This is a genomic window from Mesorhizobium sp. STM 4661, assembly GCF_000359125.1.
In the GTDB taxonomy this organism is placed as follows: Bacteria; Pseudomonadota; Alphaproteobacteria; order Rhizobiales; family Rhizobiaceae; genus Mesorhizobium.
In genome coordinates, this window is record NZ_CAAF010000031.1 from 19,134 (window position 1) to 36,238 (window position 17,105).

Below are 17,105 nucleotides of genomic sequence, written 5' to 3' on the forward strand. Positions count from 1 at the left end.
CCATCGCTGGGAGGGTCCGACGAAATCTGTGGCGGCCACCGCACGGTCTTTTCGCATCGCGACGTCTCCGCCATCTCTCATGCATCCGTGTGCGGACCGCAAGATTGCGGCTCTGCAATCGACCATGCTGCCTTCCACTCCGGTCAGGCCGAGGTGTCGACGGATGCCGCCTGATCCGCATAAGGATAACGGGGCTTACATCCCTGCCACATCCACCAAACGGTGGGCGCGGTGAACCGCGCACCAAGGTTTCGCTTGTCGCGGAATCTTTGAAACGCGCGCGCATACGGATGGCTTACGGCATCCACTATGACTGGCATTAATTCGCCAGCCTCATCGTAAACGCTGGCGGGCCCGCTTCAGCATTGTCAAGTCGATCAGTTGGCCACAGGCGAAGGAAGAGGAAAGTTCGCTGCAATCGTCAGAGTTCGAGAGCTTGTCTGAGCGCCGGACCGCCCCTGACACGCAGATCGAGGTCGGCCTCGATATGGTCGATGTGGTGCAGCATCAATGCGCTGGCACGTGGGGCGTTGCCGGTTTCAAGCGCTTCCAGGATCTGCATATGCTCGCTGTGTCCGCAGCTCGAGATACCGGAACGGCCGTAAAGCGCGATCACCAGCGACGACCGCGCCACCAGTTCCTCCATGAAGCGCTGGAGGATCACGTTTCCCGCGACCGACGCCAGCAGCAGGTGAAAATCACCCGACGCCTTGATCTCCGATCGTCTCGCGCTCGGTCCGCGTTCGACAATGAAGCGCCCCTCTTCGTCGAGCTGGGCCTTGAAGGCAACCACATGCGCCGGCGTCATGCGCCCGGCTGCGGCAATCGCGATGCCGGGTTCGATGAGCCGGCGCGAGGCAAAGACCTGGCGCGCTTCCTCCGGTGACGGATTGGCGACGAAGGCGCCGCGATTGCGCTCGGTTCGTACCAGGCCCTCGAAGGAAAGCATCTGCAGTGCCGCGCGCGCCACGGTTCGGCTGACTTCGAACAAGGTGCCGACCTCGCCTTCGGACAGTTTGGTTCCAGGCGCCAGACGGCGGTCGACGATCGCGTCGCGCAACTGGTCGCGGATGGCCTGGGCGCGATCCTCATTGGCGCTGTCGGCAGCAGGGAAAGTCTGGTCGGCGATGTTCATGGCAGCGGATCCTTAACGCCTTTCTATCCTGAATCGGATCGTTTGGACGAGAGCCAAAGTGAATACGAGGTTAGAAAAGATTGCATACGATTTTTGCGAGTATCGCCTACAATCGCCCATAATTTGTGCATCGCACAAACATGGCGTTTTGGGGGCATGCGATTGCGATGATGTTTTTCCCAAGAATTCAATCGCTTGGGGCAGCAGTGCGCAACTGGCACGCATGATGCTTTGGTTATCTCGACCAAAGGGGAAGCCGGATGTCCAAAGCTGCCGAAATCGACATCGTGTCCGTTTCGAAAGTCTATGGCGCAACGACTGCCGTCGAAGACATCAGCCTGAAAATCCCGGCGGGAACCTATTGCTGCCTGCTTGGCCCGTCCGGCTGCGGCAAGACCTCGACGCTGCGCATGATCGCCGGGCACGAGAGCATATCCAGCGGCGACGTGCGGCTCGGCAACATTGTGGTCACCGACCTGCCGCCGGCCAAGCGGGGCACCGCCATGATGTTCCAGTCCTACGCGCTATTTCCGCATCTCGACTTGATCGACAATGTCGCGTTCAGCCTCAAGATGAAGGGCGTCGGCAAGGAGGAGCGTCGCGCCAAGGCGCTCGACATGCTGAAGCTGATGCAGATGGAAGCCTATGCCAGCCGCCGCCCGGCACAGCTTTCGGGCGGACAGCAGCAGCGCGTCGCTCTGGCCCGCGCGCTCATCACCGACCCCGAGGCGTTGTTGCTCGACGAACCGCTCTCGGCACTCGATCCGTTCCTGAAGATCCGCATGCGGGCCGAGCTGAAGAAGCTGCAGACGTCGCTCGGCATCACCTTCGTCCATGTCACCCACAGCCAGGAAGAGGCGATGGCGCTCGCCGACCTGATCGTGGTGATGAACGACGGCCGTATCGAGCAGGCGACACATCCGCGCATCGTGTTCGAGCGGCCGGCCACCGCATTCGTCGCCCGTTTCATGGGCGCCCATAACGTCGTCTCCGGCCGCGTCAGCGGCAGCCGCGACGGCATGGTTGTTTTCGATGTTCCCGGCGGCGTCTCGCTTGCGGCCAGCGGGCAGGGCAGGGGGATCGGCGAGCCGATCGATATCGCCATTCGCACCGATCATGTGCGGATCGGCGACGCGCCGGCCACGGGGCTGGGCTTCACCGGCATCGTTTCCAACATCGAGTACCGCGGCTCGACCGTGAAGCTCTCGGTCAATGGCGCCGGCATCGAGGATTTCACGGTGATCGTCGACGACACCAGCTTCTTCGCCAAGCCGGTTGCCGTCGGTGACGCGGTGCCGATCGCCTGGGATGCCGAGGACGCGATCGTCCTTGGCCGTCTCGATTCCTGAACCATCACGACCAAACCAGAACAGGGGAACTGACCATGACCAACACCACCAGGAAGACAGGAATTTCCCGCCGCTCGCTGCTCAAGACAGGCGCCGCCGCCGTCGGTTTTGCCGCCGGCTCGGGCGCCATCACCGGCTTCCCGACCATCTGGGCGCAGTCGAACATCACGCTGCGCCAGTTCGGCACCGGCGTGTCGAACCTCAACGCCATCGCCGACAAGTGCAAGGCCGATCTCGGCATCACGCTGGAGATGACGGCGACCGATTCCGACGCCGCCGCCCAGCGCGCGGTAACCCAACCCGACAGCTACGACATCGCCGACATCGAATACTGGATCGCCAAGAAGGTGTTTCCCACCGGCGTGCTGCAGCCGATGGACGTCAGCAAGCTGAAATATTACGACGAACTGGTGCCACTGTTCAAAAACGGCAAGCTGACGCCGGACAGCGTCATCGCCCAGGGCACCGCGCCGCACACGGTCGGCTATGTCGAGGCACAGGACAGCAAGGTCTTCGCCAAGGCGCCGACCAACTGGTTCACCATGGTGCCGACCATCTACAACGCCGACACGCTGGGCATCCGCCCCGACCTCGTCGGCCGCGACATCACCACCTGGGCCGACATCATGGACCCGGCGTTCAAGGGCAAGACAGCGATCCTCAACATCCCGTCGATCGGCATCATGGATGCGGCGATGATCATGGAAGCCACGGGCAACATCAAATATGCCGACAAGGGCAACATGACCAAGGAGGAGATCGACAAGACGATCGACTTCCTGATCAAGGCCAAGCAGGCCGGCCAGTTCCGCGCCTTCTGGAAATCCTTCGACGAGAGCGTCAACCTGATGGCTTCAGGCGAAGTGGTCATTCAGTCGATGTGGTCGCCGGCCGTGGCCGCCGTTCGCTCCAAGGGTATCGCCTGCCGCTTCCAGCCGCTCAAGGAAGGCTACCGCTCCTGGGGCGGCGGACTTGGCCTCGCAGCCCATCTCAAGGGCGCCGAACTCGACGCCGCTTACGAATACATCAACTGGTACACGTCTGGCTGGGTTGGCGGCTACCTCAACCGCCAAGGCTACTACTCCGCCAACATGGTTTCGGCCAAGAAATTCATGTCCGAGGACGAGTGGGGTTACTGGATCGAAGGCAAGCCGGCAAAGGGCGACATCCTGTCGCCGGACGGCAAGGTCATGGAGAAGGCCGGTGCCGTGCGCGACGGCGGCTCGTTCGAAAACCGCATGGGCAAGGTTGCCTGCTGGAACTCGGTGATGGACGAAGACCGCTACATGGTGAAGCGCTGGAACGAGTTCATCGCGGCGTGATGCAAGGCAGGCAATAGCTGAGATGTTGCATTCCTTCGCGCCCCCCTCTGTCCTGCCGGACATCTCCCCCTCAAGGGGGGAGATTGCGCAGTCATCTCTGCTTTCGCCAATTGCCAACGCTGTTATCGGAAACCCATCGGCGGAGCTGCCAATCTCCCCCCTTGAGGGGGAGATGTCCGGCAGGACAGAGGGGGGGGCGAAGGATCACAGCTTGCCAGATTGTCGGCCCTCCGCGACACGCCCGGGCTGTTCCGGATGACCGTGGCTCTCGACCAGCCTGCAACCACCGCAGTGGCCAAGCCCGCCAAGCGCCGTCGTTTCTCGATCGGCGCCATCACGCCCTATCTGCAGTCGGCGCCGCTGGCTCTCATCCTGGGCGCGTTCCTGCTGCTGCCAATCATCATGATCATCGTCGTTTCCTTCTGGGACTACGACTTCGCGTCGATGTATCCAGACTTCCTGGCCACCAACTATTCCGACGTGCTCGGCTCCTGGGTGACCTGGAAGACCTATCTGAATACGCTGAAATACGCCGCCATCGTCTGGGCGCTGACGCTCGTCATCGGCTTCTGGGTCGCCTATTTCCTCGCCTTCCATATCAGGACCACGGCCATGCAGATGGTGCTGTTTCTTGTCTGCACGGTGCCGTTCCTGACCTCCAACATCATCCGCATGATCTCGTGGATTCCGGTGCTTGGCCGCAACGGCCTGGTCAACTCGACGCTGGTTCAGATGGGACTGATCCCGAAGCCGATCGAGTGGCTGCTCTATTCCGAATTCGCCGTGGTGCTCGCCATGGTGCATCTCTACACGCTGTTCATGGTGACCCCGATCTTCAACACGCTGATGCGCATCGACAAGTCGCTGATCGAAGCCGCGCGCGACGCCGGCGCTTCCGGCTGGCAGGTTCTGTGGAACGTCATCATCCCGCTCGCCAAGCCCGGCATGGCGATCGGCACCATCTTCGTCGTCACGTTGGTGATGGCCGACTTCTCGACGGTGCAGGTGATGTCTGGCGGGCAGAGCGCCTCTGTCGCGCTGATGATGAAGAACCAGATGTCGCTGCTGCAATATCCGGCCGCCGCCGCCAATGCGGTCGTGCTCCTGGTGCTGGTGCTTTTGATGGTCGCCGGCATCCTGCGCATCGTCGATATCCGCAAGGAGCTGTGACGCGATGAGCCACGAAAAGCGCACCTTTGAATTCTACGTGCTGGCGGTGTTCTTCGCCCTGTTCGTGCTGTTTCTCTACGGTCCGCTTTCGGCGATCCTCATCCTGTCGTTCCAGGGCGAGAATGGCGGCCTGACATTCCCGCTCAATGGCGTTTCGCTGCACTGGTTCGCCAACCTTTTCGAGCGCCAGGCGGTCGGCGATTTCGGCGGCAGTTTCAAGCGCTCCCTCGTCCTCGGCCTGATGGTGATGGTGGTGACCGTTGTCGTGTCGCTGCTTGCCGGTCTTGCCTTCCGCCAAAAATTTCGCGGCGCCACCGCGCTGTTCTATCTTGCTGTCGCCAGCCTCGTCGTGCCGTCGATCATCATCTCGCTCGGCATTGGTGTCGTCTTCCAGCAGATCGGCTTCCGCCCCGCCTGGTACACCTCCGCCTTCGGCGCGCATCTGACGTGGACCTTGCCCTTCGGCGTGCTGATCATGTTCGCTGTCTTCAACCGCTTCTCGCCGGCCTATGAGGAAGCCGCGCGGGATCTCGGAGCGTCGTCCTGGCAGACCTTCGCCCATGTCGTGCTGCCGATGATCGCACCCAGCCTGATCGGCGTCGGGCTGTTCGGCTTCACCCTGTCCTATGACGAGTTCGCCCGCACGCTGATGACCTCGGGCACCTTCAACACGCTGCCGCTCGAAATCTACGGCATGACGACGAATGTGACGACGCCGGTGCTCTATGCGCTGGGCACCGTGACGACCGTGTTTTCCTTCCTGGTGATCCTGCTGACGCTCGGCGCCATCGTCTATGTCGGCCGCCGCCGGGCGCGTGCTTGAGAACCGCGGTGCAGATCCTCGTTGTCAATCCGAACACCACCGCCAGCATGACTGAAACCATCGGCGCCGCGGCGCGCTCGGTCGCCGGGGCCCGGACGGAGATCGTCGCCGTCACCTCGTCGATGGGGCCGGCTTCGATCGAAGGCTATTATGACGAGGCGCTGGCCGTGCCGGGCCTGCTGGTCGAGATCGCCGCCGGTGAGCGCTCCGGCGTGCAGGCCGCGATCATCGCCTGTTTCGACGACACCGGCCTCGATGCCGCGCGCGCCATGGCCAACATTCCGGTCATCGGCATTTGCGAGGCGGCGCTCAGCATGGCCTCGTTCATCGCGCAGCGCTTTACCGTCGTCACCACGACCGGGCGCTCGCGCGTGCCGGTCGAAGGGCTGGTGCAACGTTATGGCATGGCGGGGCGGGCACGCGTGCGCGCCGCCGACATTCCGGTTCTTGCTCTCGAAGACCCGGCATCGGACGCAGTTCTGAAACTGCGGGGCGAGATCGCGCGCGCCATTGGGGAGGATCGCGCCGAAGCGATCGTGCTCGGCTGCGCCGGCATGGCCGACCTCGCGGCCGAGCTGCAGCGGGAGTTCGGCGTTCCGGTTATCGACGGTGTCGGCGCCGCCGTGAAGCAGGCCGAGGCGCTGATCGCGCTTGGCCTGTCGACTTCCAAGCGTGGCGCCTATGCAAACCCGCTGGCAAAGCCTTATCGTGGCGCATTGAAATCCTTCGCCCCCGGTACTCTCGCCGCCGAGTGAATCCCAATGCCCCGAACGATCCGAACGCTCGCACGTGACGAAGTGGAAACGCTTGTCGACTGGGCAGCGGCCGAAGGTTGGAATCCCGGCCTCGGCGATGCCGGAATTTTCCAGGCGGCTGATCCCGAAGGTTTCATCGGCGCGTTTGTCGATGGCGAGATGGTGGCCGGCATTTCCGCTGTCGCCTATGGCGACGATTTCGGCTTCATCGGCCTCTACATCTGTCGCCCGGAAAGGCGTGGCGAGGGTCATGGCAAGGCGGTCTGGGACGCCGGCATGGCGCGGCTCGGCAACCGCACGATCGGCCTCGACGGCGTTGTCGAACAACAGGCAAACTACCGCAGCATGGGTTTTGCGCCGCTCTACCGGACGATAAGGTTCGCCGGGCCGCCGGATGGCCTGGCAGATACCGGCAGTGGCATCCGCACCATAGGGCCGGAACTCGTGCCGGATATACTGGCCTATGATCGCCGGTTCTTTCCCGGTCCGAGGCGGTCGTTCCTGGAACCCTGGCTGCGCCCGCCGCACATGGCGCTTGCGATCGTCAGGGATGGCGCGATCGAAGGATACGGTGTCGCGCGCCAATGCCGGGACGGCTGCAAGATCGGCCCGCTCCATGCCGATCAGCTGGATGCGGCAAGCCATCTTTTCGCAGCACTTGCCAGCCTCTCCGGCGCCGGAAATATCCATCTCGACGTTCCCGAGACCAATGTGGATTTTGCAGCTTTGCTGTCGTCGGTGGGCCTGCAGCCGGGCTTCGAAACGGCCAGAATGTACCGGGGAAAAGCACCGCGGCTCATGCAGTCCGGGGTCTTTGCGATAACGACCCTGGAGCTTGGCTGAGCGTCAGTTAATGTGCGTCGGCGATGCCGGCTAATAAAGCGGCTTGGCCATGTGCCGGGGCGTCGGCCATTGCGTCGTGATGCCGGGCTGCACCGGCCGCTCGAGATAGGTCGATAGAACCACATAGCTTCGCGTCGAGGTGACGCCCGGCGTTTCGTAGAGACGCGACAACAGGCCTTCGAGCGCCCTTGTGTCCTCGGTGCGGACCTTGATCAGCATGCAGGTGTCGCCGGCCACCGAATGGATCTCCTCGACTTCCGGGTGCTCGGAAATCGCCATCAGTTCGGGGGTCTTGCCCCAACCCTTGGTGTCGATGTGCACGAAGGCGAGCAGGGGCTTCTTCACCGCCTTGGGATCGATGATTGCCGCGGTCGTGCGAATGGCGCCGCTGCGTCGAAGCCGCTTCACCCGTTCATGCGCCGCCGGCGGCGACAGGCCGACGCGATCGCCGAGCTCGGCATAGCTGATCGTGGCGTCGTCGACCAGAACGCCTAATATTCTTCGGTCGGTCGCGTCGAGGTCGCGTGCGACTGGCCTGTTCTGCGGAATGCCATCTGTTTCTTCATCCATATCGAAATTCCTTGTTGATACAGAATTTGATACGGCCATTATTGTCGTATGTCGAACAGTGATCAAGTCGTAACATTGGCAGCAAGGCCGCCCATTCCGGCGCTCGCCTATCTCCTGACCGGCTGCATCGCCGTCATCGGTTCGAACTCGCTGGTCCTCGGTCCGATTGCGCCGGCGGTGGCGACGTCGTTTGGAGCAAGCGTCCCGGCCGTCATGATCGCCTCCGCAGCCTTCGGCCTTGGCACCTCGGCAAGCGCCCTGCTCCTGGCGCGTTATATCGACCGGGTCGGTGCGCGCCGCATGCTCCAGGGCGCACTGTTGCTGCTGGCGATAGCGCTTGTCGCCAGCGCGCTGGCGCCGACGGTGATCGCGCTTGTCGCCGCCCAGTCCGTCGCCGGCATCGCTGCCGGCGTCGCCATGCCGGCCATCTACGCCAGCTCCGCGGCGATCGCGCCGCCTGGCCGCGAAAGCGGCACCATCGGCGTCGTGCTGACCGGCTGGACGCTCTCCATGGTGGCCGGCGTCTCGCTGTCGGCCGTGCTTGCCGATCTGGTGCATTGGCGAGCCGTTTTCGCCGCTGTCGCGCTGCTCGCGGCCCTTGCCGTGGCCGGCCTGACCTTGACCTCGCTGAGCGACGCCAGGAAGAGCGGCCCGGCGCCGACGCCGCTCGCCGCCCTGGCCGTTCCCGGCATCGTGCCGCTTCTGGTCGCCTGTGGCGCCTTCATGACCGCCTTCTATGGCGTCTATGGCTATCTCGGCGATCATCTTCACCAAGGCCTGGGCGAGCCCGTCAGCGCCAATGGGTGGGCCGCACTTGCCTATGGCGTCGGCTTCGGCATGGCGGCGCTTCTTGATGGCGTCATCGATCGCCTCGGCGCGCGGCGCGTCATGCCCTTCGCCTACCTGCTGGTGGCACTCGTCTATGTCGCGATGGCCGCGGCCAGCGGCAGCTTCGGCCCGACCTTGGCAATGGTGGCCATCTGGGGCCTTGCCAACCATTTCGGGCTGAACGTGCTGGTGATGCGCCTTACCGCGCTCGATCCGACGCGCCGCGGCACCATCATGGGCCTGAACAGTTCGGTAACCTATCTCGCAGTCTTTGTCGGCACGACCGGCTTCGGGCCGCTTTACACCGGCTTTGGTTTCGCCGCCTGCGCGATGGTCGCAGCGTTGCTGATGCTGGTCTCGGCCTTGGCGGCGGCATGGCGTTCGCCACCATCCATCCTGCCGTAAAGCTTGCGTCCTCGTCCCGTCCATGGATAAGGCTTGGCGTACGACCGAGCCGAGGTGCGATGAAGACGACGCTTGAGACCACCGCCGACCCCTTGCCGGAAGAACTCGCCGTTCTCGGCGAGCGGCTGAGCGCCTTCAACGACAGCGATGTCGGCGCTTCCAGGCGAAAGGCGCTCGCCGTCTTCGTCCGCGACGAACAGGGCAAGGTCGTCGCCGGAATTTCGGGCTACACCGCCTGGGGCTGGCTCTATGTGCAATGGCTCTGGGTCGATGAGAGACTGCGCGGCCAGCACATGGCCGGCCGGATGCTGGACGCCGCCGAGCGGGAGGCGGTCGCGCGCGGCTGCCACGGCGCCCTGATCGACACGTTCAATCCCAAGGCTGAGAAAGCCTATGAACGCCAGGGCTATCGGCCCTTCGGCATTCTTCCCGACTTTCCTGTCGGCCGCAGCCGCGTCTTCCTGCAGAAGAAACTGGTTGGCTAACCGGCGAGCCGGCCGCCCCGCATCGGCTGCGGCACGCCGGTCGTGCTGGGGAAACTGATCGGCAGGCCGCGCAGCACGCGCACCGCCAGGAACGCAAAACACTCGGCCTCGACCGCATCGCCTTTCCAGCCAAGCGTCTCGGCCTGCACGGCTTCGACACCGGCGCGGCTCGCTAGCATTGCCATCATCGTCGGGTTATGCCGGCCGCCGCCGCTGACCACCAGCTTGCCCGGCCGATGCGGCAGCAGGTCGAGCGCCTTGCCGACGGTGGCGGCGGTGAAGGCCGTCAGCAAAGCTGCGCCATCCTCGGCGTTGAGGCCGTCGGCCATCGCCGCGCCAAAGTCGAAACGGTCGAGCGATTTCGGGCAGGGTTTGGTCAAATAGGGATGTTGCAGCAGCTTGGCCAACTTGGCTTCGTCAACGCTGCCGGACAGCGCGAGCGCGCCATCGCGGTCCATCTCGCCAAGCCCTTTCGACTTGATGAAGTCGTTGAGCGGCGCATTGGCCGGCCCGGTATCGAAGGCGATGACATTGTCCTTGCCGTCCCACCAGGTGATGTTGGCGACGCCGCCGAGATTGAGCACCGCCATGTCGCCGCTGGCGTCCGCCGCACGTAGGAGCGCGGTGTGATAGGCGGCCGCCAAGGGCGCGCCTTGTCCGCCGGCGCGCATGTCGGCCGAGCGGAAATCATAGGCCACCTTGGTGCCCAGGATGGCGTGCATCAATTCGCCGTCGCCGAGCTGGCGAGTCTCGCCAAGCCGGTCGGCCTGCGGCGCGCGATGCAGCACGGTCTGGCCGTGGAAACCAACGACGCTGATATCGGCCATGGTCAGCCCATGGCTTTCGACGAGATCCTTGACCGCCGCCGATTGCGCCCGCGTCAGCGCCTCTTCGGCCTCGCGGAAGATCGCCGGCTCCGGCCCGGTGAAGTTCCACACCCGCGCCTGGCGCAGCGTTTCTTCCAGCAAGGTGCGTATCGATTGAGGGTAAGGCGCCAGCGTGTAGGTGCCGAAATCCGCGATCCGCTCGCCATCGGTCTTGATCAGCGCGACGTCGATATTGCCGTCCAGTACGGTGCCGGTCATCAGGCCGACGGCCCAGATTGGTCCCATGTTCAAATTCCCTGTTTGAGCATGATCTTATCCGAAAACCGGTTCCCACTTTTCGGGATCATGCTCTAGTCTCCGTTGACGAGATCGCCGACCGTCTGGCGAAGCTCCGCGATTCCGCTGTTGAAATGACGTGTCGGATGGATTCGGTTGGTGAGCAAGGTCCATGCCTTGCCCCCGTCGAAGTCGATCCACAACCCGGTGCCGGTAAAGCCGGTATGGCCGATCGTGCCGGGGCTGCACAGCCCGCCGCCGGACCAGTTTTCGTAAGCGTGCTCCCAGCCATGCGTGCGGGTGGCGGACAGCGGCGTGCGCATCAGCGCGATGGAGCGCTCGGAAGCGCCGGTTCCGTCCAGCAGCCCTTGCGCGAAATCGAGGATCGAGGCCGCGGTGCCGAACAGGCCGGCGTGACCCGCGCCTTGCAAGGCCGAGCAATTGTCGTCATGGACTTCGCCTGAGAGCACGCGATGGCGCCAGGTGCAGTCCTCCGTTGCCGCCGCTTGATCCGGCTCGGCGGAGAAGGCAAAGCCTGGGCCGGGGTCCATGTCGCGAATGGTCTTTCCCGACAGCCGCTCCAGCGCAAAGCCGAGCAGGATGAAATTGATATCGGAATAGACCGGCTGGCCGGCCTGCCATTCGCGCTGCAGGATGAAGGCACGCAGCAAATCCGCGTCTCGCCCGTAAGTGTAGATCGGCGCGACGGCGGGAATCGGCGTCTGATGCCCGAGGCACTGGCGAAACGTCACCTTCCGCTCCCACGCCATTTCGTCATACTGGCGAAGATCGGGCAGGGCTGAAATCAGCGGCGCATCGAGATCGATGACGCCGTCCTCCGCCAGCTTGAGGATGCGCGGCGTGGTGAAGATGATTTTGGTCAGCGACGCCAGGTCGAACCAGATGCCTTCATGCATCGGCCGGACGTCGGGCACGATTTGAGCCGAGCCGATTGCGCGGACGATGCGGGGGCCGTCGCGGTCGATAATGCCTAGCACGCCACCGGGAATGCGGGCGGCCGCCACCGCCGCTTCGAGCGGGGCGAAAGCGCGGTCGAAGAGGTGGGCGAGGGCGGTCAACGCCAACCTCCATCTGAAAAGCGGCGATCCTTCCCACCCCCCTCTGTCCTGCCGACCTCGTATATCCCATGACAACGCCCATCACGCCTCAACCCTCACCCTATGATCCGCCCCGAACTGCTCCCATCGCGACGGAACCGGCTCAAAGCCAAGCGGGCGCACCAGCGAAGGCACCTGCCGCGTATCCAGTTCGAAATGTTCACGCCGCCGGTCGATGGTTGGAACAGCCGCAATAAGCTTCTTCGTGTAGGCATGCTTCGGCGCCGACAGCACGGACTTGGCATCGCCGATCTCGACGATCTGGCCGGCATAGATGACCGCGATCCGGTGCGCGATCCGCTCCACCACGGCCATGTCGTGCGAGATGAAGAGATAGGCCAGACCGTATTCGCGCTGCAGGTCGACCAAAAGCTCCAGCACCCTGGCCTGCACCGAAACGTCGAGCGCCGAGACCGCCTCGTCGAGCACGACGACCGAAGGGTTGAGCATCAATGCGCGCGCGATGCACAGCCTTTGCCGCTGGCCGCCCGAAAATTCATGCGGGTAGCGCTCGAGGCTGTTTTCCGGCAGTCCGACGCGTTTCAGCAGCGTCGCCATCTTCGCCCGCGCCGCCGCATCCACGCGGCCGCCGGTGGCGATCACCGGCTCGGCGAGAATGCTCTCAATGGCGAGCCTGGGATTGAGCGAGGCATAGGGGTTCTGGAACACCATCTGGATGGGCAGCGCGCTCTGCCCGGCGGCGGCCTTGCGCGCGCTGACCGAGAAGCTGCCGCGCGTCGATCTCACCAGCCCAAGTACTGCCCGCGCCGTCGTCGATTTTCCCGAACCGCTCTCGCCGACGATGGCAAGCGTCTCGCCTTGCATGAGGTCGAAATCCACGCCATCGACGGCATGCACGGCGCCCGTGGCGCGGCCGAAAAACCCCGACTTGACGGGAAATCGCACCACGAGGTCGTTCACCTTCAGCGCTGGATCGGCGGCCGGCGCCTTCTCACGCGACCCATCCAAACGCGTCGCGCGGCCGCTGGCGAAATGCGGCACGTCCTGCAGCAAATGCTGGGTGTAAGCGTGCCGCGGCTGGTCGAGGATCTGGTTCAACTCACCTTGCTCGACCGCCTGTCCGTTTTGCATCACCATGATCTTGTCGGCGATGCCGGCGACGAGACCGATATCATGGGTAATGAAGATCATCGACATGCCGGTTTCGCGCTTCAACTCGGCGAGCAGCGCCATGATCTGCGCCTGCACAGTGACGTCGAGCGCCGTCGTCGGCTCGTCGGCGATCAGCAGGCGTGGATTGCAGGCAAGTGCGGTGGCGATCATCACCCGCTGCAGCATGCCGCCGGAAAGCTGGTTCGGCGTGTATTTCAGGCGCCGCGCCGCGTCGGGAATGCGCACGCGGTCGAGCGCGTCCTTGGCCGCCGCCGTCGCCTGCCGGCCGGTCAGGCCGCGGTGCAGCCGAAACGATTCCTCGATCTGCGTGCCGATGGTCAGCACCGGGTTGAGCGAGGTCATCGGTTCCTGGAAGATCATGCCGATCTCGGCGCCGCGGATCCTTGTCAACTGCGGCTCGCTTGCCGCCGTCAGGTCGAGGACGCTGCCGTCGGCGCGCTTGAGCTTGATCGAGCCGGCGGTGATGCGCCCGCCGCCGAAATCGACGAGACGGTTGATCGACAGCGCGGTGACGGACTTGCCCGATCCGCTCTCGCCGACGATGGCCAGCGTTTCGCCGTCGGCCAGCTCGAAGCTCACGCCGCGCACCACTTCGTTGGCTTGCGGCGCACGGCCGAAACCGACGCTGAGACCGGACACGGAAAGCAGCGGGATCACGCGATCGCCCTCCGCATCCTGGGGTCGAATATGTCGCGCAAGGCATCGCCAAGCAGGTTGAAGCCGAGGATGCTGATCATGATCGCCAGCCCGGGGAAGATCATCAGCCAGGGTGCCGTTTCCATCAGGTTGCGGCTATCGCTCAGCATCAATCCCAGCGACGCCGCGGGCGGCTGCGTGCCGAGGCCGAGAAAGCTCAAGCCGGCTTCGGTCAGCAGTGCCCAGGCCAGCGCCAGCGTAATTTGGACGGTCAATGGCGCCACCAGATTGAGCAGCAGGTGCCGCGTCAAGATGTAGCTCGAACTGCTGCCGAAAGTGCGCGCGGCGTCGACGAATTCGCGTGCCTTGAGCGACAGAGCAGGGCCACGCACGACGCGGGTGAAGATCGGCGTGTAGACGATGGCGATGGCGACAATGCTGGTCCACGTTCCCGGTCCCGCGACGGCGACGATCAGCAGCGCCAGAAGGATTGCCGGGAAGGCCAGCAGCACGTCCATGACACGCATGACGATGCCGTCCCAGCGGCGTCCGAACCAGGCCGCGGCGAGCCCCAGAACAGTGCCGGCGAGCGCGGCGAAAGCAACCGAGAAGAAAGCGACGGTGAAGGACTGGCCGATGCCCATCATCAGCCGGCTCGCCACATCGCGGCCGAACAGGTCGGTGCCCATCCAGTAGGTGCTGTCAGGCGCATGCAGCCGGTCGATCCGGTATTGCATCAGCGGGTCGTGCGGCGTCAGCCCGAGCAGGCCAAGCACGGCAAGCAGCAGATAGAGCCCGACGATGAACCCGCCGATGCGGCCGCTTGGGTGCGCGAAGATGGCCCGCGGCATGCGCATCACTGTTCCCCCAGCCGGATGCGCGGATCGAGCGCGACATAGGCGAGGTCGACCAGGAGATTGACGATCATGAAGTTGAAGGCGATGAACAGAACGCATCCTTGCACCAGCGCATAGTCGCGCTGCAGGATCGCGTCCAGCACCAGCCGGCCGAGGCCGGGCAGCGCGTAGATCTGCTCGACGATGACGGCGCCGCCCAGGAGATAGCCGAATTCGATGCCGCTCAGCGTGACCACCGGGATCAGCGCATTGGGCAAGGCATGGCGCCAGATCACGCCGCGTGCCGACACCCCCTTGCTGCGGGCGGTGCGGACATAGTCGTCGCTGAGCACATCGAGCATGGCCGAGCGCGATACGCGGGTGACCGAAGCGGCGAAGGCAAAGCCGAGCGTGATGGCGGGCAGGATCAACTGGCTAAGATTGCGCAAGGGGTCCTGCCAGAGCGGCGAAAATTCCCCCATCGCCGGCAGCACGCCGAAGCCGGCCGACAGTGTGTAGATGATCAGCAGCGCCAGCACGAAGTTCGGCGTCGACTGGCCGATCATGGCGGCGACGCGCACGCCGAGATCGGAGAGCTTTTCATTGTGCGTGGCGGCAAAGACGCCCGCCGGCACGCCGACCGCCAGCGCGATGATCATCGACAGCAGCGCAAGCTCGAGCGTCAGCGGGAAGCGCTCGATGATGACGTCGAGCACCGGCTTGCCATAGGTGGAGGAGATGCCGAGATTGCCGTGCAGCAGGCCGAGCAGCCAACGCCCGTACTGGACGAACCAGGGCTGGTCGATGCCGAAATAGGCCGCGAGCGCCTCACGCTGCGCCGGCGTCAGCAGCCCGGCCTCTGTCCCCAGCATCGCCGTGATCGCATCGCCCGGAACCATCCGGATCGCCACGAACACGACGATTGAGACGCCGATCAGAACGAGAGGAAACACCGCCAGGCGTCGCAGCAGATAGGTCACGCGAAGAATACCTCTCGTCCGATCACACAGGTCGCTACTGCTGGATCGTGACCTTGCTCAGACTGAACAGCGTGCCCGTCGGCGTCGGCACGAACCCCGCGATGTTCTTCTGCTGCGCCGTGTAGCTGTAGGAAGTGTAGAGCCAAATCCACGGCGACACCTCGGCGAGGTGCTTCTCGAACTCGGCGAAGATCGCCTTGCGCTTGGCTGGGTCGGTCTCGGCGCGGCCCTGCTGCATCTGGCTGTCCAGCGTGTCGTCGATATAGTTGGCCACCTTTTGCAGATTGCCCGCTTTGGTCCAGTAGCGATTGTACATGGTGTAGGGGTCCGCCCTGCCGCCATTCAAGGCGATGGCCATGTCGAAATCGCCCTTCAGCCAGGCGTCGACATAGACATTGAGCTCCATCATCTTGATGTCGAGCTTGACGCCGATTTCGGCGAGCTGCGACTGGATGACCTGGGCTTCCGCCGCAGCCGTCGGCGGCTCACCGGTGGCGCCGATCACGGTCGCTGAAAAGCCGTCGGCATAACCGGCTTCGCTCATCAGTTGCTTGGCCTTCTCGACATCGCGCTTGTAGCAGAACAGCTGGCTCGGATCGGTGGCCAGCGAAGGGATGGTCAGCGGCCCCGTGACCTTGCCCTCGCCGAGCGAGGCGGTGTCCAGCACGTCCTGCCGGTCGATGGCGCAGGAGATCGCCTGACGAACCTTGAGCTCGGTCATCGGCTTGCGCGACGGATTGAGCTGCAGCACGTGATAGGCAAGGACCGGCACCCGGTTGAGCTGCAGGCTGGCGTCCTTGGGCACCAGCGTGGCGACAAGCGGGTCGTTGAGCAGCGCGAAGTCGATCTGCTTGGTGCGCATCGCCGCCAGGATCGCCGTTTCGTCCGGCAGCACCGAGATTTCGATGCCGTCGACACCTGTCGCGCCGCCGGCCCAGTCCTTGTTGGCGCTGAGCACCTCCTTGGCGTTCGGATCCCATTTGTCGAGCTTGAACGGCCCGGATCCGATCGCCTTCGTGCCGACCGAGCCGGCGGCAATCTCGCCGGCCGGAACGATGGCCGCGTTGACGTCGCTCATCGCCGTCAGGATCGGCACATCCGGCTGCGACAAATGAAAGACGACGGTTGCCGGATCCGGTGTATCGATGCTGGCGATCGACAGGAAATTGGCGCGGGCGGCGGCACCCGTCTTCTCGTCGAGGATACGCTCGAAGGAGGCCTTCACGTCGGCCGAGGTGACGGCGGCGCCGTTCTGGAATTTCGCTTTCGGATTGAGCTTGAAGGTCAGTTCCTTGCCGTCGGCCGAGAACTGCCAGGAATCGGCGATGGCCGGCACGATCCGCAGGTTGGCGTCGACCCTGACCAGCGGCTCGTAGATCAGCTCCAGCAGCCTGAGCGACGAAAAGGCCGTCTGCTTGTGCGGGTCAAGCCCGGTGGCGTCCTGCGACCAGGCCATGTGCAGCGTCGCAGCATTTGCCTGGATTGGCACCGCCGCTGTTCCGAGCATTACCGCCAAGGCGATGCCAGGCAACGCCATGCCGGAAAGCAGTTTCCTGGTGAGATGCTGTACCATTGTCGTCTCCCATAGTGTTCGAACTTGATTTGCAGTTCCC

Annotated in this window: 16 protein-coding genes; 8 read left to right on the top strand and 8 right to left on the bottom strand. The window is 64.0% G+C overall.

Going from position 1 to position 17,105, the window contains the following annotated elements:
- Nucleotides 1–421: 421 nt before the first annotated feature.
- Entirely contained in the window at nucleotides 422–1,135 is a 714-nt protein-coding gene (locus MESS4_RS10870; RefSeq protein WP_006329948.1) for a GntR family transcriptional regulator, read from the bottom strand.
- Nucleotides 1,136–1,395: 260 nt separating this feature from the next.
- Here MESS4_RS10870 and MESS4_RS10875 point away from each other — a divergent pair, with 260 nt between their 5' ends.
- From MESS4_RS10875 to MESS4_RS10900, 6 genes are all read left to right on the top strand, one after another.
- On the top strand, nucleotides 1,396–2,484 hold the full coding sequence (locus MESS4_RS10875; RefSeq protein WP_006329949.1) for an ABC transporter ATP-binding protein: 1,089 nt from the start codon (nucleotides 1,396–1,398) through the stop codon (nucleotides 2,482–2,484).
- 35 nt (nucleotides 2,485–2,519) lie between these two features.
- A complete protein-coding gene (locus MESS4_RS10880) occupies nucleotides 2,520–3,806 on the top strand; it encodes a PotD/PotF family extracellular solute-binding protein (protein ID WP_006329950.1) in 1,287 nt (428 codons plus the stop codon).
- Nucleotides 3,807–4,061: 255 nt separating this feature from the next.
- Nucleotides 4,062–4,976, top strand: coding sequence for an ABC transporter permease (locus tag MESS4_RS10885; RefSeq protein ID WP_006329952.1), 915 nt, complete (start codon nucleotides 4,062–4,064; stop codon nucleotides 4,974–4,976).
- A gap of 4 nt (nucleotides 4,977–4,980) precedes the next feature.
- Nucleotides 4,981–5,799, top strand: coding sequence for an ABC transporter permease (locus MESS4_RS10890; protein ID WP_006329953.1), 819 nt, complete (start codon nucleotides 4,981–4,983; stop codon nucleotides 5,797–5,799).
- An 8-nt stretch (nucleotides 5,800–5,807) separates the two neighbouring features.
- Nucleotides 5,808–6,554 (top strand): aspartate/glutamate racemase family protein, encoded by a 747-nt coding sequence (locus MESS4_RS10895; RefSeq protein WP_036241063.1) that lies wholly within the window; start codon nucleotides 5,808–5,810, stop codon nucleotides 6,552–6,554.
- Between the two features lie 6 nt (nucleotides 6,555–6,560).
- A complete protein-coding gene (locus MESS4_RS10900) occupies nucleotides 6,561–7,397 on the top strand; it encodes a GNAT family N-acetyltransferase (protein WP_006329955.1) in 837 nt (278 codons plus the stop codon).
- Between the two features lie 30 nt (nucleotides 7,398–7,427).
- On the opposite strand, the gene MESS4_RS10905 is transcribed toward MESS4_RS10900, so the two are convergent.
- Entirely contained in the window at nucleotides 7,428–7,967 is a 540-nt protein-coding gene (locus tag MESS4_RS10905) for an Lrp/AsnC family transcriptional regulator (RefSeq protein ID WP_006329956.1), read from the bottom strand.
- Nucleotides 7,968–8,015: 48 nt separating this feature from the next.
- On the opposite strand from MESS4_RS10905, the gene MESS4_RS10910 reads away from it, so the two are divergent.
- Both MESS4_RS10910 and MESS4_RS10915 read left to right on the top strand, forming a co-directional pair.
- A complete protein-coding gene (locus MESS4_RS10910; protein ID WP_006329957.1) occupies nucleotides 8,016–9,200 on the top strand; it encodes an MFS transporter in 1,185 nt (394 codons plus the stop codon).
- 59 nt (nucleotides 9,201–9,259) lie between these two features.
- Nucleotides 9,260–9,685, top strand: a complete 426-nt coding sequence (locus MESS4_RS10915; RefSeq protein WP_006329959.1) for a GNAT family N-acetyltransferase — start codon at nucleotides 9,260–9,262, stop codon at nucleotides 9,683–9,685.
- On the opposite strand, the gene MESS4_RS10920 is transcribed toward MESS4_RS10915, so the two are convergent.
- The 6 genes from MESS4_RS10920 to MESS4_RS10945 all read right to left on the bottom strand — a co-directional run bounded on the left by MESS4_RS10920 (nucleotide 9,682) and on the right by MESS4_RS10945 (nucleotide 17,065).
- On the bottom strand, nucleotides 9,682–10,797 hold the full coding sequence (locus MESS4_RS10920; RefSeq protein WP_006329960.1) for an anhydro-N-acetylmuramic acid kinase: 1,116 nt from the start codon (nucleotides 10,795–10,797) through the stop codon (nucleotides 9,682–9,684). The two genes, MESS4_RS10915 and MESS4_RS10920, sit on opposite strands and share 4 nt — an antisense overlap.
- Nucleotides 10,798–10,862: 65 nt before the next feature.
- Nucleotides 10,863–11,867: a serine hydrolase gene (locus tag MESS4_RS10925; protein ID WP_006329961.1), complete on the bottom strand. Its 1,005-nt coding sequence runs from the start codon at nucleotides 11,865–11,867 to the stop codon at nucleotides 10,863–10,865.
- An 81-nt stretch (nucleotides 11,868–11,948) separates the two neighbouring features.
- The gene (locus tag MESS4_RS10930) at nucleotides 11,949–13,697 is read right to left on the bottom strand and encodes an ABC transporter ATP-binding protein (protein ID WP_006329962.1); all 1,749 of its coding nucleotides are present in this window, start codon (nucleotides 13,695–13,697) and stop codon (nucleotides 11,949–11,951) included.
- Nucleotides 13,694–14,533: an ABC transporter permease gene (locus tag MESS4_RS10935; protein WP_006329963.1), complete on the bottom strand. Its 840-nt coding sequence runs from the start codon at nucleotides 14,531–14,533 to the stop codon at nucleotides 13,694–13,696. Before MESS4_RS10935 ends, MESS4_RS10930 begins: the two co-directional genes overlap by 4 nt.
- On the bottom strand, nucleotides 14,533–15,492 hold the full coding sequence (locus MESS4_RS10940) for an ABC transporter permease (RefSeq protein ID WP_006329964.1): 960 nt from the start codon (nucleotides 15,490–15,492) through the stop codon (nucleotides 14,533–14,535). Before MESS4_RS10940 ends, MESS4_RS10935 begins: the two co-directional genes overlap by 1 nt.
- Nucleotides 15,493–15,526: 34 nt before the next feature.
- On the bottom strand, nucleotides 15,527–17,065 hold the full coding sequence (locus MESS4_RS10945; RefSeq protein ID WP_006329968.1) for an ABC transporter substrate-binding protein: 1,539 nt from the start codon (nucleotides 17,063–17,065) through the stop codon (nucleotides 15,527–15,529).
- Nucleotides 17,066–17,105 lie beyond the last annotated feature (40 nt).